The sequence below is a fragment of the Nocardioides hungaricus genome (genome assembly GCF_054782915.1).
In genome coordinates this window covers 112,302-127,650 of record NZ_BAAGRO010000032.1, presented here as the reverse complement: position 1 = coordinate 127,650, position 15,349 = coordinate 112,302, and the positions used below count along the sequence as shown (strand labels likewise).

Here is a 15,349-nt window from a genome sequence, read left to right as displayed (position 1 = left end):
TCAGTGCTCCGGCAGGCCCAGCGCGTTCCACCGGCCGTTGATGACGGTCTCGGGCAGCGCCGGGCGCAGCGCCTCGAGCAGGTTGGACGGAGCCGACGGGGCGCCGTCGGGCGGGTAGGCGTACATGCTCAGGACCTCCAGGTCGTCGAAGCCTCGCACGACCGGCGCGAAGGCGCCGGCATCGTCGAGACCGTCGACGACCTCCAGGTCGAGCACCCGCAGGCCGCGCAGCCGGGCGAGCACGCCGGCGAACGACGAGCCGGCGGCCAGCGCGTCGCCGGTGACGGCCGCGTAGAGGACGTCCACGTCGTCCGGTCCGAAGTGCGCGAGCTCCTCGCCCGGAGCCGCGCTGTTCGCGCTCGTGCCGATGTCGGCCATCACCGTCCAACCGTCCGGGACCGTGACCTCGCCGCCGTCGGAGATCGTGACGGCGGCCGGCATCCCGAGCTCGTCGGGATGCAGCGCCAGATGGAAGTCCAGCGGCCCGTCCGGGAGTCGCAGTGTGCGCTCCGGGCGCGCCCGCCGTCGCCGGCCGGGTCGCCCGCGCCCTGACCTCAACGCGTCCAGAGCCGCCGCGAGCGTCGCCGCGAACTCGGCGGGATCCTCCAGCGCGCCGGTGCGCCACACCGGGGCGCCGTCGGCCAGGAGTACGACGGCCGGCACGCCCTGCACGCCCAGCTCGGCCGCTGCCCGCGGGCACCGGTCGGCGTCCCCCGCGAACACCCGGAGATCCGAGTGCGCGGCGGCCGCGGCGTCCAGGAGGGCGGTCACGCCTGCGGTGTCTCCCATCCGGGGAAGGACGAACCCGACGAGCGCGGGACCGGGGGCCGTCGCCTCGCCGAAGGTGTCGTCGGTGACCTCGCGTGCCGGTGCGTCGATCAGCGGTGCCCGTCGGGGGCCGGGCGAACGCACCCCGGGCCGGTCGCGCAGCAGGAGGTGGATCCACTCGTCGTCGAGGAAGATCTCGGTCGGGTCGACGCTGTCCGGTGACAGGCTCGCGTTGAGCGACTGCAGTCGCGGCAGCCCGGACAGCGCCCCGGCGTCCAGCCGCACCTGGCCGGTGGGCGCGCCGAGCTGCCGCAGCCGGCTGAGCGCGGGCACCGCCGCCAGCTGCGTCAGGTCGACCTCCGCGCCGAGTACGTCGAGACCGTCGACGCTGCCCGGCTCGAGACGCTCCAGGGCCGACCACTCCACGGGCTCGCTGAGCCGGTGGTCCGCCTGCAGCGTCACCAACAGCTCGGCTCCGTCGGGGAGCTGGTGGGCGCCCGCCCCGAGGGCCTGGCGTCCCTCGGCGGTCCGCAGCTCGAACTGCACGCCGGGCCCGGCCGCCGGCAGCTCGACCGTCCGCGCGGCACGGGCCGCGGGAGGCCCCGGGCACAGGTCGGGGACGGCGCCGCCGACGCTGTCGAGGGCGTCCAGCATCGGCACGATCAGGTCGGCCACCTGGTCCGCCGAGCGCTCGAAGGCCGCGGCCCGCTGCCAGACCCGGACGCCGTCGTGGAACAGGATCAGCGTCGGGAAGCCGGCGACCTGGAACCGCCGGCGCAGCTCGGCGCTCTCGTCGCCGTCGAGCGCGACGACCGGCACCCGGTCGCCGTACTCGGCGGCGAAGCCGTCCAGGTGCGGTGCCAGGGCCCGGCACGGCTCGCACCAGCTGGTGGTGACCCACACGAGCAGGTCGCCACCGGCGGCGAGGCGCTGCTCGAGCTCGACCGAGTCGACTCCCGAGATGTGCCGCGCGCCGTGCGTCGTGTGGGCGCTCATGGTGCGGTCGGCAGGTTGTCGCCCTGGTAGACGAAGGCCTTCTCGCCAGCGTCGTAGCCGATCCTGCGGACCGCCGTCGCGCCGTCGAAGCGGTCCGCGGTGATCTCGCAGGCGAACGCCTGGACGCAGTCGAACGGGCCGACCTTCCGGGCGCCGACCAGGAACGCCTCGGCGTTGACGTAGTCGCTGCCGCTGCCCTCCAGCGAGGCCTTGAGGAAGCGCAGGTCGTCGCAGAATGCCAGCATGGCGCCCAGCAAGCCGCCGGCGGTCGACACCCGGGCCTGCTTGGCGACGTCGAGGCACTCGGCCGCGGCGGGCTGCTGGGTCGAGAGCTGCTGGCCCTGACCGGCCGGGACGGTGTAGTCGTTGAGCCGCCAGCCGTACTGGCTGATCCCCCCGAGGAAGCTCTCCGGCAGCGTGCCCACGACGCCGGGAGGGATGTAGATGCCGTAGCCGGAGATCCCCGGGTAGTACTTCTGCGCCGCGAACGTCGCCACGTCGATCGCGCCGGAGCCGAAGAAGGTGCCCGGGACCACGAAGTCGACACCCGCCTGCTTGAGCTTGACCACGAGGCTCAGTACGTCGGCCTGAGTGGTGCCCGACGCCTCGAAGGTCTCGACGGCGTAGTCGGGGCTGTCCGCCTCCAGGTCGTCGACCAGCGTCTGCGCGGCCTCCGGGTTCGCGTAGGTGTCGCCGGCCAGGGTGACGACGCCGACCTTCTCGACACCGTCGAGCTGACCGTCCTCGCGCAGCCGCATGGCGAGCGTCGCCGCCGCGCGGACGTCGGTCATGTTCGCGGGCGCGAGCATGTAGGGGGCGGCCTCGGCGTCGAGCCTGGTGAGGGTGATGTCGTTGATGCCCACCATGCCCTCCGTGGTCAGGCACCGGTAGCCCGAGCCGAGGAGCACGAAGAACTCCGGCCCGGACGCGAAGGCGGCACACTGGGCCTGCACGACCTGCTCCGCGGTGGCGTTCGCCGGCTGCGGCAGCTTCGGCGTGGCGATGAGCTTGACCTGGCGGCCGGCGATGCCGCCCTCGCCGTTCATCGTGGCGACGAGCGCGTCGGCGTACTTGTCGAGCGCGGGATCCTGGCCGCGGGTCATGTCCATCACGACGATCTGGGAGTCGGTGACGCCGGGCCCGTTCTCCGACGGGATCGCGATCTTCGAGGCCGGCGTGCTCGGCTCGTCGCTCGTGGTGCTCGTGGTCGAGCAGCCGGTCACCGCGACGGCGAGGACCGCGATCGCCGCCGCCGTCCTGGCCGCTCGGCGACCGGTACGGGGCGCACGCTCGCCGGGGGAGCGGCCCGGCGAGTGCTGGTGCGGGCTCTTGATCATGACCACCTCCGGAGTCGAACTGCGGGCCGCCGTGCGCGGAGCAGGCGAATGGCACGAGAGTACGGCGGTGACCGACGTTGTCAAGGTCAGATGGACAAGTTGAAGTGACGAGTTCTCTTGACTGGTCGACCCAGGTAGCGCACGATCCCGCCATGCAGTCTTGGTGGCGACGCGCGCCGAGGCGCCACCGGACCGCACGAGGCGGCGCCGTCCTGGCGTCGGTCCCCGTCCTGGTCGTCCTGGTCGTCGTCGCGCTGGCGAGCGGCTGCGCCCGGATCGGCGAGCTCCGCTTCCGGCAGGACGACCGGCTGACGTTCAGCGCGCCGCAGGACGGAGCGACCGTGGAGCTGCCCCTGACGATCAGCTGGACGATGACGGACTTCGCCATCCAGAAGCGCGGCAGTGCGGTGCGGCCCGACTCCGGGTACTTCGCGGTCGTCGTCGACCAGTTCCCGATGGGGCCGGGCAAGCCGCTCACCGACCTGCTGCCCGACGGGACCTGCACCGGCGACCCGACGTGCCCGACCCCGGACGTGCTGGAGACCCTGGCGAACACCTACGTCACCAGCACCACGTCGGTCACGCTCCCGTCGGTGCCGGCGAGCCGGTACGGGACCAGCACCCACTTCGCCGTGGTGGTGCTCGTCGACGGCTCCGGCAGGCGCATCGGCGACTCGTCGTGGACGGTCAACTTCACCGTCGAGGACCCGGGGGGCTCGTCATGACCGGTCAGCACGCCGACCAGGCGAAGGTCCAGTACGTCGACGAGGTACGGCGGCGCGCCGACGCGATGCTGCAGGTCGGACGTGAGCTGACCGGCACCGGCGGCGTCGCCGACCGGTCGTCGCTGCGCACGGTGCTCCGCCGCAACGACGCCAGCATCTATCCGATCGTCGCGATCGTCGCGCTGACGACCACGCAGCTCGTCTACGGCGTCGCATGGGTCATCCTGCAGCCGGACATCGCCGCGAGCTTCGGGCTGAGCCCGCTCTTCTTCAACGTCGTCAACCTGTTCAGCAGCGTGGCGGCCTTCGTGGTCCCGCTCGCCGTCGCCCGCTACGTCCAGAACCGCGCCCGCCGGGGCCAGGTGATGCTCGCCTCCGCCGCGCTGTTCTGCGTGATCACGCCCCTGACCGGCCTGGCGCTCGCCCCGGCCGCGCTGGTCGCGGCCGCCGTCGCCGACCAGGTCACCACCTTTGCGAGCAACACGGTGAGCGCACCGCTGGTGATGGACCTCTACCCGCCGCAGGCGCGCGTCCGCGCCATCTCGGCGATGACGGTCAGCCTGATGCTCGCCGGCGTCACGGCGAACGGCGTCGTACTGCTGCTCACCGGTCCACTCAATCTCAACTGGCGCGGCGTCTTCGTCGCCCTCGGCCTCCTCGGCCTGGCCGGCCTCCTGATCGCCTCCCGGCTCCGGGACCCCGGCTACGGCCAGTACGACACCGAGCGCCTGCGGGCCGCGACCCGTGGCGACCAGGTCGACGACGACGGGGCCGTGGCCGCGGTGCGGGAGGTCACCGGCACCAGGCTCACCCTGTTCGAGGCCATCCGCCGGATCTGGTCGATCCGCACCATGCGGATCACCCTGATCGCGACGATGGTCGCGACCCTGTCCGGGCCGGTCGACACCTATCTGGGGTTCTTCTACACCGAGCGCTTCGGCCTCGACGCCTCCCAGCGCAGCCTGCTGTCGGGGGCCTCGGCGCTGGCGGCCATCGTCGCCTACCTGCTGCTCGCCCCGTGGGGCGACCGGATCTACCAGCGCGACCCCGCGCGGCTGTTCGTCATCTCCGGCGCGCTCGGCATCGTCGGCACCGCGCTGTACGGGCTCCAGGTCTACTCGCCCAACGTCACGGTCCTCTTCGTGATCACGATGGCTGCCGCCGCGACCACCGGGATGCTCGGCCCCGCCCTGACCGTCGGCTCCATGTCCCTGGTCCCCGCCGCGCTGCGACCGCACGTCGGAGCCGCGACCGGACTGTTCGCGGTCGTCGGGACCGCGGCGGCCACGGTGCTGCTCGCCGGGGTCGCCACCACCATGGGCCTGACCCGCGCCGTCGTGGTCTCCTCCGTGGTCGGGGTGGTCGGCTCGATCATCGGCATGACCGCCGGACGCAGCATGCGCGGCGACCTCGACGCGATGCTCGAGGAGGTCATCGAGGACGAGGCCGTCGACCAGCTGCGCCACCGCGGCGTCCCGATCCCGCTGCTGGCCGTCCGCGGCGTCGAGTTCTCCTACGGCCAGACCCAGGTGCTGTTCGGCGTGGACTTCCACGTCGACGAGGGCGAGATCGTCGCGCTCCTGGGCGTCAACGGCGCGGGCAAGTCCACCCTGCTGCGGGTCATCTCCGGGCTCGGCATCCCCAGCCGCGGCTCCGTCCGGCTCGCCGGAGAGGACATCACCTTCCTCGAGGCCGACCGCCGTGCCGTCCGCGGCATCACCCAGGTGCCCGGCGGACGCGCCGTCTTCGGCGACCTGACGGTAGTGGAGAACCTCCGCTGCTACGGCTTCCAGGTCTCGGGGCGTCGCGAGCTCCAGGCTCGCATCGAGGAGGCACTCGACGCGTTCCCGCGCCTGCGTGAGCGCAGCGACTCCCTGGCCGCCCAGCTCTCCGGCGGCGAGCAGCAGATGCTCGCGCTGGCGAAGGCCTACGTCATGCGGCCCCGGCTCCTCGTCATCGACGAGCTCAGCCTGGGGCTGGCGCCCATCGTCGTGGACCAGCTGCTCGCCATGGTCCGCAGGATCAACGAGCAGGGAGTCGCCGTCGTGCTCGTCGAGCAGTCGGTCAACGTGGCGCTGTCCGTCAGCGACCGGGCCTGCTTCATGGAGCACGGCCAGATCAGGTTCGACGGCCCCAGCGGCGAGCTCCTCGAGCACGACGAGCTGCTGCGGGCGGTCTTCTTGTCGAGCGCGACGGCGGCGAGCTCGTGAGCGCGGCCGAACGGCTCCGGGCCTCCGGCGTGGCGCGGTGGCTCGGCCGGCTGCCGGAGTCGGTCCGGTCGGTGCTCGGCGGTCTCGCGGCCGTCGTACTCGGTGTCCTGGCCGCCCGGGCGCTGGGGATGGAGACGCCCGACTTCGTGCTGACCCTCGGGGCCCTGATCGGGCTCAGCTACGGGCTGCTCGCCGTCACGCTGGTGCTGGTCTTCCGCATCACCAGGGTGGTCAACTTCGCCCAGCCGGCCATCGGCGCCCTGTGCGCCGCGCTGCTGCCGTTCCTGGTCACCGCGATGGGCCTGCCCTACTGGATCGGCTTCGTCCTCGCGGTCGTGACGGGCTTCGGCGTGGGCGCGCTCGTCGACTTCGCCGTCGTCCGCCGCTTCGCCAGCGCCCCCCGGGTGGTCGTCGCGGCGGCGACCATCGGCACCGCGGTGGCGCTGACCTCGGTGACCGCGGGCCTGGTGCAGACCATGCGCGACCAGCCGCCGCTCTCGCCGCCGGGCCTGTTCGAGTTCTCCGTCGGCCTGCTCTTCATCACCAAGGACTACACGGGCCTGATCATCGCGGCGCCGGCGCTGGTCGTCGCGCTGACCCTGTTCATGACCCGCACCCGCTACGGGCTGGCCATCCGGGCCAGCGCGGCCAACCCCGACGCCGCCTCCCTCGCCGGCATCTCCCCGCGGGCGATGACCGCGATCGCGTGGGGCATCGCCGGTGCGTGCGCGACCACGCTGGCGATCTTCTTCAACAACGGCGCGAGCGGGCCGCAGGGCTCCGTGCACAACTTCACCACGACGTTCTCCAACACCCTGTTCACCCAGTCCGGCATCCTCCCCGCGCTGGCCGCGGCGGCGATCGCGCGGATGACCAGCTACACGCGCGCCCTCGTCGCGGGCGTCTGCCTGGGCATGCTCGAACAGGTGCTGCTGTGGTCCGACGACTATGCCGACCGGTCCCAGGTCGTGCTGTTCCTGGTCGTCCTCGTCGCGCTGCTGACGTTGCGCAGTGTCGGCGGCCGGGCCGAGCCGGTCGGCGCCTGGTCGTCGGTCTCGGTCAACCGCCCCCTGCCGCGGGAGCTGAGCCGGCTGTGGACCGTGCGGGCGCTGCCCGCCGTCGTCGGCCTGACCACGGTCGCGCTGATCGCGTGGCGCGGTCTCGGCTCGGACGCGGCGGCGTACACCTGGACGCCGATCGTGGCGGCCGCGCTGATCGCCACCTCCGCCGGGATGATCACCGGCCTGGGAGGAGACCTCTCGCTGGGACAGTACGCCGTCGCCGGAGTCGGAGCCGCCACGACGTTCCTGGTCCTCGACGCCACCGCCAACCAGGCGCTCGCGCTCGTCGCCGCGGCCGCGGCCGGCGGCCTGGTCTGCGCGGCGCTCGCCTATCCCGGGCTGCGCATCGGCGGCCTGACCCTGACCATCCTGACCGCCAGCTTCGCGGTGACGGTGCCCAGCCTGCTGACCGAGGACCGGCTCTTCGGGATCGGCGGCCAGCCCATCGGGCAGCCGGTGATCGGCACGCTGGCGCTCGACACCGCGCGGTCCTACTTCCTCTGGACGCTCGCCGTCGCCGGCGTGTGTCTGGTCGTGTGCCGCAACGTGTGGCACAGCGGGTTCGGGCGGACCGTGGTGGCGGCGCGCGACAACCGGGCCGCGGCCCGCGCGTTCTCCATCCCGGCCACCCGGATCCAGCTGCAGCTCTTCTTCGTCGCCGGTGCCGCCGCCGGCATCGCCGGGGCGCTGATCGTGCAGGCCTCCCCGACCGCGGCGAGCAACGCCTTCCCGCCCGACTACGGCGCGATCATCGTCCTCGCCGTGATCCTGGGAGGAGCGGGCGCGTTCTACGGCGGCGCGGCCGGGACCCTGTGGGTCCTCGGCCTGCCGCTCCTCACCGTCGCCTCGAACGGGACGACCTCGGTCGTGGGGATCTTCACCGGCGCCCTGGTGCTCCTGCTCGCGTTCCCGCGCGGCATGGCGCAGGTCTTCCTCACGGTGCGAGACCTGGCGGTGCTCGGGCTCGGGCGGCTGCACGGCGTACGCCTCGGGCTCGCCGACGTCCGCGGCGTGGGCCTCCCGGAGGGCTTCGAGGCCGCCCCCGAGAGCGGCCCGGACGAGGACGTCGTGCCGACCGCCGGCGAGGAGGACGCGCCGGCCCCGAGGCGGGCCGAGGCCGCCCGTGCGGAGGGCCTGGCCGGACTGCCGATGCTGCGCCTGCTCGAGGAGCCGGAGCAGCGTCCGGACGCGCCGGAGGGGAGGGCGCTCGAGGCGACCGGCCTCAGCGTCTCCTTCGGCCCGATCCGGGCCGTGCGGTCGGTGGACATCGACCTCCGCGAGGGCGAGATCCTCGGGATCATCGGCCCCAACGGCGCGGGCAAGACCACCACGTTCGAGATGCTCGCCGGCTTCGTGCGACCCGACGCGGGAAGCGTGCGCTACTACGGCAGGGACGTCACGACGCTCTCGCCCGACGCCCGCGCGGCCGGCGGGCTGGTGCGCTCCTTCCAGGACGCCGCCCTGTTCCCGACGATGTCGGTGCTCGACGTCGTCTCGCTCTCCCTCGAACGGCAGCGCCGTAGCGGCCTGGCCTGGGGCCTGGTCGGCATGGAGCGCGCCGGCCGCCGGCGCCGGGCGGTCGCGCACGACCTCGTCGACCACTTCGGGCTCGGGCGGTACGCCGGCCGTACCGTCGGCGAGCTCTCGACCGGCACGCGCCGCATCGTCGAGCTCGCCTGTCTCACCTCGCTCCAGCCGCGCGTGCTGCTGCTCGACGAGCCGACCGCGGGCATCGCGCAGCGCGAGACCGAGGCGCTGGCTGCCCTGGTGGTGAACATGCGATCGGAGTTCTCGATGACGATCGCCCTCATCGAGCACGACATCCCGTTCGTGACGAGCCTGTCGGACCGGATGGTCGCGATGGCCGAGGGCCAGGTGATCTGCGTGGGGACACCGGAGGACGTCTGCACGAACGACGCCGTCATCGACTGCTACCTCGGCATCGACAGCGAGGCGCTCAACCGGTCCGACGTGACCGCCGCTCGCGGTTGATCATATCAATTTCAATTGCTAACCTGATCAAGTTCTCGTTCCTCCGATAGGGGTCCACCACCGATGACCACCACGCTGACCCGGCTGGACAACGGCCTGACCGTCACCGTCGAACGGCGCGCGACCGCCCCGGCGGCCGCCCTCAACATCTGGTACGACGTGGGGTCGCGCCACGAGCGCACCGGCCAGACCGGCCTCGCGCACCTCTTCGAGCACCTGATGTTCCAGGGGTCCGCGAACGTGAGGAGCGGCGAGCACTTCGGCCTCCTCCAAGACGTCGGCGCCGACCTCAACGCCACCACCGACTTCGACCGGACGAACTACTTCGAGGTCGTGCCCACCGGGGCGCTCGACCTCGCCCTGTGGCTCGAGGCGGACCGGCTCGCGACCCTGCCGGAGGCGCTGAACCAGGAGAACCTGGACAACCAGCGCGACGTGGTCAAGAACGAGAAGCGCCAGAGCTACGACGACGTGCCCTACGGCAGCGTGTGGAAGCTCCTCTACGGCGCCATGTTCCCGCAGGGCCACCCCTACGACCACCTGCCGATCGGCTCGATGGCCGACCTCGACGCCGCCACGGTCGAGGACTGCGCGGCGTTCTTCCACGCCTACTACCGGCCCGCGAACGGGTTCTTGAGCATCGTCGGCGATGTCGACCCCGACGAGGCCGTCCAGCGCGTCCAGCACTACTTCGGCGGCCTCGTCGACGGTGCCGGCGGCGACGGCTCCGGCCGCGCATCCGAGGCCGACCAGCTGCCGCCGCTGGCGGCGCCGGTGCGGACGCTGGTCGACGACGAGCCGGTGCCGACCGAGCACGTCTACCGCGCCTGGCGGGCGCCGGCCGACCGGACGCCGGAGGCGGACGCGGTGGAGCTCGCGCTGATGATCCTCGCCGACGGCCCCGGGGCCCGCGTCCACGACCGTCTCGTGCGGCGCGAGGAGCTCGCGCGCCCCGGCGGGTGGAGCGAGCTGAGCCGGCTGTACACGGGCAACTCGGTCGCCCTGATGTCGATCCCGCTGCCCACCGGCGGCGACCTGGGGCGCGCCGAGGCCGCGCTCGACGAGGAGGTCGCCCGGTTCCTCGCCGACGGCCCCACGGAGCGGGAGGTGCGCGGTGCCAAGGAGCGCCTGGTGCACCGCTACCTGCGCCACTCCAGCGACCTGGGCGGCCGCGCCGACGAGCTGTCCCGGTTCGCCTGCCTGTACGGCGACGCCACGCTCGCCGACGGGGTCGTCGACGGCATCCGGGCGGTCGAGACCGACGAGATCGTGCGCCAGGCCGGGCGGTGGCTGGACCCCGCCTCGTCGGCGACCATCGCCTACCAGCCGAAGGAGGAGTCCCAGTGAGTGGGCCAGTGAGCGGACACGTGAGTGAGTCAGTGAGCGGGTCCCGGCTGCGGGAGCGTCCCGAGGTCGCCGCCGCCGGCGAATGGGCCTTCCCGTCGGCCGAGGCCTGGCAGGTGGGCAACGGGATCTCGGGGCACCATGTCGAGATGCCCGGCTGCGGGCTCATCGACGTCGCCGTCCACGTCGACGCCCCGTTGTCGGGCGAGCCCGGCGGCCGCGAGGGCCTCACCGACGTCCTGGCCAGGTGCCTGGGCGAGGGCGTCAGCGCCGAGCGCGACGCCGCCGAGTTCGCCGCGGCGATGGACGAGGTCGGCGCGACGTTCGACGCGGAGGTCACCGCGGGCGGACCGCAGTTGAAGGTCGGCGTGCCCGCCACGGGTGCGCCGGCCGCGCTGGCCCTGGTCGCCGAGCTCCTGCGCGCGCCGCGGTTCGAGGCCGCCGACGTCGAGCGGATGGTCGCCAACAACCTCGACGCCCACGCCGAGATGACCGCGAACTCCGCCGCCTGCGCCCGCGCCGAGCTCTACGCCACGGCCTTCGCCCCCGGGTCGCGGCTGTCGCTGCCGCGAGCGGGTACGCCGGCCAGCGTGTCGGAGATCGGCCACCGAGACGTCGCGGGGTACTGGGGCGCCGTCGCCGGTCCGCGGCGGATCCGCATCGTCAGCGCGGGCGACCTGCCGGCCGAGGCGATCCGGGAGCAGGTGGCGGTGGGGTTCGACGCGGGGTCCTCGGTCGCGACCGATCCGGAGACGGTCCCGGAGCCGATCGGGGCACCGCCCCGGGTCCGGCTCGTGCACCGTCCGGGCGCGGTGCAGACGGCCGTCGCGGTCGGGGGGCCGACCGTGAGCCGGCAGCATCCCGACCACGCCGCAGTCGCCGTGGCCGCCTACGTGCTCGGGGTCCCGATCAACTCGCGGCTGAGCCTGCGGCTGCGCGAGGAGAAGGGCTACACCTACGGCGTACGCGCCGCGCTCAGGCCGGAGCTCCGCGGCGGGCTCTTCACCGTCGCGACGCAGGTCGAGCGCGACGTCACGGCCCCGGCTCTCACGGACCTCGTCGAGATCCTCGAGACGTTCCGCGGCAGCGGGATGAGCGCGGAGGAGCACGGCACCGCGGTCGAGGGGCTGCTCGGCAAGGACCCGATCGCCTTCCAGACCCCCGACCGGCTGGTCAGCCAGCTCGCGGAGCAGGAGGCCTACCGGCTCCCGGCCGGCTGGCTCACCGAGCACCGCCGGCAGATCGCCGAGTCGACGTACGACGGGTGCAACGAGGCCTTCAACGCTCACGTCCCGGCGAACCTCTCCCTGGTCCTGGTCGGCGACGCGGAGGTCGTCGAGCCGGCGCTCACCGCCGAGGGCTGGACGGTCGAGGTCGTCTCGTGAGCGGACCGACGGCGAGCATGCACGCCGCGGCCCAGGCCGGCCGGTCGTCCGCGTCGGTCGTCGTGGAGCCCGGAGCCGCCGAGCGCAGCTTCACCGTCAGCCTCGAGGTCTCGCCGCCGTGGTACGTCTACGCGCCGGGCGCGAGCTCGGGACTGCCGGTCGAGCTGTCGGTCGAGGAGCCCGCCCGGATCACCGGGATCGACTACCAGGTCAACGGCGCGTCGGAGACCCTGCGGCGCGCCGTCATCACCGGCGTCGTCGCCGACGCGCGGCCCGGCACCGTCTTCCGGCTCCGCACGCAGGCCTGCGACGGGGCGCGCTGCGAGGCCCCCGTCGTCGCCCGGCTGACCCTCGCGGACGCGGCCGAGCCTCCGGCGTGAGGATCCTCGTCACCGGCTTCGACCCGTTCGGCGGGGAGTCGGTCAACTCGTCCTGGGAGGCGGTACGCCGGCTGCCCGCCGAGCTCGCCGGAGCAGAGGTCGTGGCGGTCCGGCTGCCCACGTCGTTCGCCCGGTCCGCCGACGCCGTCCGCGCGGCGATCGCGGCCGCCCGGCCGGACGTGATCGTCGGCGTCGGCCAGGACGGCGGCGCGCCGGAGGTCCGGCTGGAGCGGATCGCGGTGAACGTCGACCACTCCTCGATGCCGGACAACGACGGCGACCTTCCCGTGGACCGGACGATCCACGACGACGGTCCGGTCGCCTACCTGAGCTCGCTCCCGGCCGGCGCCATGCACGACGCGCTGCGGGACGCCGGGGTCGCGGTGGCGCTCTCGCACTCGGCCGGGACGTTCGTGTGCAACCACGTCTTCTACGACGTCGCCCACCTCGCCGAGCGCGAGCTGCCCGGCGTGCGCGTCGGCTTCGTCCACGTGCCCTTCCTGTCCGAGCAGGTCGTGGACAAGCCCGGGACGCCGTCGATGGCACTCGACGACATCGTCGCGGCGCTGACCGTGGCGTTGGAGGCGATCGTGGCCGCCTGACGTGCCGGCCCCGGCTCCGGCCGGCCAGGCTGAGTAACGTCACGCCCATGGGCGAGACGATCGAGATCGCGGCACCCGACGGTGCGGCCGAGGCGTACCTGACCGGTGACCCGGGCAGGCCGGGCGTGCTGCTCTACATCGACGCGATCGGGCTGCGGCCGCGGATCGAGGAGATGGCCGACCGGATCGCGTCGTGGGGCCACGTCGTGCTCGCCCCGAACGTCTTCTACCGCGACGGCAGGGCCGCCGACCTGGCCCCCCAGGGCGACCTGCGCGACCCGGGTGAGCGCGAGAGGTTCTTCGCGTCCGGCGTGATGGACCGGGTCGGAGGACTGACGCCCGACCTGTCGGGTCCGGACGCCGAGGCGTGGGTCGCGGCCCTGGCCGAGCGCGCGGGGGAGGGCCCGATCGGGGTCACCGGCTACTGCATGGGCGCCCGTCTCGCCGTACGCACCGGTGGTCGGCTCCCCGGCACGGTCGCGGCCGTCGGCGGCTTCCACGGCGGCGGGCTCGCCACCGACGCGCCGGACAGCCCGCACCTCGCGATCGCGGCGTCGACCGCGGAGTACGCCTTCGGCCACGCCGACCGGGACGCCTCGATGCCGCTCGAGCAGGTGGCGGTGCTCGAGGAGGCGCTCCGGGCGGCCGGCCGGCCGCACCTGAACGAGGTCTACGAGGGGGCCGCGCACGGCTACTCGATGGCCGACACGTCGGCGTACGACGAGGCGGCCGCCGAGCGCCACTTCGACGTGCTCCGCGGGCTGCTGGCGCGCACACTGTGACCTGCCGCGGGACCTGCCGCGGGACCTGCCGCGGGACCTGCCGCCTGGCATGCTGCGGAGCCGACTCGGGTACCGGCCGGGCATGCCTCAACAACAGTGGAGCAAGAAGCGCGAACGGCAGTACGAGCACATCAAGGACGGCCTCGAGGACCGCGGTCGCAGCGCGGACGAGGCCGAGGAGATCGCGGCCCGCACCGTGAACAAGGAGCGGGCCCGCAGCGGCGAGGCCGAGCAGGCCAGCCGCACCTCGACCCAGGACATCTCCTCCTCCCGGCGCGGCGGACTCCGGTCGCGCTCCGGACCCGGCGGCCGCACCCGCGACCAGCTGTACGCGGAGGCGAAGCGGAAGAACATCAAGGGCCGCTCGAAGATGAGCAAGGCGGAGCTGGAGCGCGCGGTCGGCCGCTGACACCACCGGACGCGACGGGCCGAGCCCCGTGGCCGGCTCGGCCGCTCAGCCGGTCACGCTCTTCGGCAGGCCGGTCGGCGTGCAGAGCGCCTTCGGGATGTCCGCGGTCTGGTCCTTCTTGATGTAGTCGAACAGTCGCTGCGACCGCTCGGCGTCCCAGCGCACGGAGAGGTCCGCGATGGGGACGACGCAGCTGAGGTCGACGTTGGTCATCGCCGAGGCCCACCGCGCGGCGCCCAATGGCCCCATCCCCTCGCCGAAGGCGAAGAAGTCGGGCACGGCGTTGGTGAGTCGCCAGTAGCGCACCGGGTTGACGAAGGTCCACGGCGAGATCACCTTGTCGCCGACGGCCGCGACGACCTCGCGCTGGCGCCGGACCCGGTCGATGTCGCCGATCCCCGAGGTGTGCCGCGAGCGCGCATAGCCGAGCGCGGTGGCGCCGTCGGCCTCCTGGCAGCCCTTCTTGACGTCGAGGTTGGCCAGCTTGTCCTTCATGTCCTGCTTGGGGCAGATCTGGATGCCGCCGACCGCGTCGACGACGCCGGCCAGGCCGCCGAGCCCGATCTCGACGTACTCGTCGACCCGGATGCCGGTGCTCTGCTCGATGGTCCGGGTGAGCAGCTTCGCGCCGCCGAACGCGTAGGCGGCGTTGATCTTGGTGGTGCCGTAGCCCGGGACGTCGACCAGGGAGTCGCGCGGGATCGACATCAGCAGGTTCGGGCCGTCGCCGGTGTGCAGCAGCATGATCGTGTCGGTGCGCTGGCCGGCCGCGTTGCCGGTGCCGAGGCGCTTGCGCTCCTCGGCTGAGAGACCGGCGCGCGAGTCGCTGCCGACCAGGAGGTACGTCGTGCCGGGCTGGTCGCCGGGACGGCTGCCGCTCGGCTCGAACGCGACCTTCTCGACCTTGGTCCACGCGTAGAGGGGCACGACGACCAGGTAGACCACCCACGCGAGCAGCAGCAGCCCGACGAGCCCGACGTAGAACCTCGGGCCGCGCCGGCGGCGCGGGCGCTGCGGTCTGGGGGCCGACGGTCCTGGGGTCCACGGTCCGGGCGGCGGCGCCCCGGGGGGCGGGGTCGGCGGCGTGGAGCTGCGGCCGCCCGGGTCGGGCCGCGGCACGGTCGGCATCACCCGGGTCTCGTCGGGGCGCGGCTCGCGCTGCTGTCCCTGCTGTCCGTACAGCCAGCGGTAGTCCGGTGCGCCGTCCCCGGGCGCGCCATCTTCTCGAGGACGGTCGCTCATAGGGCAAGACGGTACCGGCGGGCCGGTCGGGATCTGTCGGCGCGTCGCGGCACGTTGTGACGGGTGTGACTGGTGATACTGGCCATCAGCGTCACTCCAGCGTCACCTCTTCCCCA

12 protein-coding genes are annotated in these 15,349 nt (G+C 73.3%); 9 read left to right on the top strand and 3 right to left on the bottom strand.

What is annotated here, in order from left to right:
• The gene (locus ACYVKX_RS13280) at window positions 1-1,764 is read right to left on the bottom strand and encodes a thioredoxin domain-containing protein (protein ID WP_460833058.1); all 1,764 of its coding nucleotides are present in this window, start codon (window positions 1,762-1,764) and stop codon (window positions 1-3) included.
• Window positions 1,761-3,101 carry a hypothetical protein gene (locus ACYVKX_RS13275; protein WP_460833054.1) on the bottom strand — a complete coding sequence of 447 codons (1,341 nt, stop codon included), beginning with the start codon at window positions 3,099-3,101 and terminating at the stop codon, window positions 1,761-1,763. Before ACYVKX_RS13275 ends, ACYVKX_RS13280 begins: the two co-directional genes overlap by 4 nt.
• A 152-nt stretch (window positions 3,102-3,253) precedes the next feature.
• Between ACYVKX_RS13275 and ACYVKX_RS13270 the strand changes: the two genes are divergently transcribed.
• From ACYVKX_RS13270 to ACYVKX_RS13230, 9 genes are all read left to right on the top strand, one after another.
• The gene (locus ACYVKX_RS13270; RefSeq protein ID WP_460833051.1) at window positions 3,254-3,826 is read left to right on the top strand and encodes a hypothetical protein; all 573 of its coding nucleotides are present in this window, start codon (window positions 3,254-3,256) and stop codon (window positions 3,824-3,826) included.
• Window positions 3,823-6,036, top strand: coding sequence for an MFS transporter (locus ACYVKX_RS13265; protein WP_460833048.1), 2,214 nt, complete (start codon window positions 3,823-3,825; stop codon window positions 6,034-6,036). Before ACYVKX_RS13270 ends, ACYVKX_RS13265 begins: the two co-directional genes overlap by 4 nt.
• A complete protein-coding gene (locus ACYVKX_RS13260) occupies window positions 6,033-9,089 on the top strand; it encodes an ABC transporter permease subunit (RefSeq protein WP_460833045.1) in 3,057 nt (1,018 codons plus the stop codon). Before ACYVKX_RS13265 ends, ACYVKX_RS13260 begins: the two co-directional genes overlap by 4 nt.
• Before the next feature lie 63 nt (window positions 9,090-9,152).
• A complete protein-coding gene (locus ACYVKX_RS13255; RefSeq protein WP_460833042.1) occupies window positions 9,153-10,436 on the top strand; it encodes a M16 family metallopeptidase in 1,284 nt (427 codons plus the stop codon).
• Between the two features lie 20 nt (window positions 10,437-10,456).
• On the top strand, window positions 10,457-11,818 hold the full coding sequence (locus tag ACYVKX_RS13250; RefSeq protein WP_460833039.1) for a M16 family metallopeptidase: 1,362 nt from the start codon (window positions 10,457-10,459) through the stop codon (window positions 11,816-11,818).
• A complete protein-coding gene (locus ACYVKX_RS13245; protein WP_460833037.1) occupies window positions 11,815-12,198 on the top strand; it encodes a hypothetical protein in 384 nt (127 codons plus the stop codon). Before ACYVKX_RS13250 ends, ACYVKX_RS13245 begins: the two co-directional genes overlap by 4 nt.
• Entirely contained in the window at window positions 12,195-12,800 is a 606-nt protein-coding gene (gene pcp, locus ACYVKX_RS13240; protein ID WP_460833035.1) for a pyroglutamyl-peptidase I, read from the top strand. Before ACYVKX_RS13245 ends, pcp begins: the two co-directional genes overlap by 4 nt.
• Before the next feature lie 47 nt (window positions 12,801-12,847).
• Window positions 12,848-13,582, top strand: coding sequence for a dienelactone hydrolase family protein (locus ACYVKX_RS13235; protein WP_460833033.1), 735 nt, complete (start codon window positions 12,848-12,850; stop codon window positions 13,580-13,582).
• Window positions 13,583-13,664: 82 nt separating this feature from the next.
• Window positions 13,665-13,991, top strand: coding sequence for a plasmid stabilization protein (locus ACYVKX_RS13230; RefSeq protein WP_460833031.1), 327 nt, complete (start codon window positions 13,665-13,667; stop codon window positions 13,989-13,991).
• Between the two features lie 45 nt (window positions 13,992-14,036).
• On the opposite strand, the gene ACYVKX_RS13225 is transcribed toward ACYVKX_RS13230, so the two are convergent.
• Window positions 14,037-15,233, bottom strand: a complete 1,197-nt coding sequence (locus ACYVKX_RS13225; RefSeq protein WP_460833029.1) for an LCP family protein — start codon at window positions 15,231-15,233, stop codon at window positions 14,037-14,039.
• Window positions 15,234-15,349 lie beyond the last annotated feature (116 nt).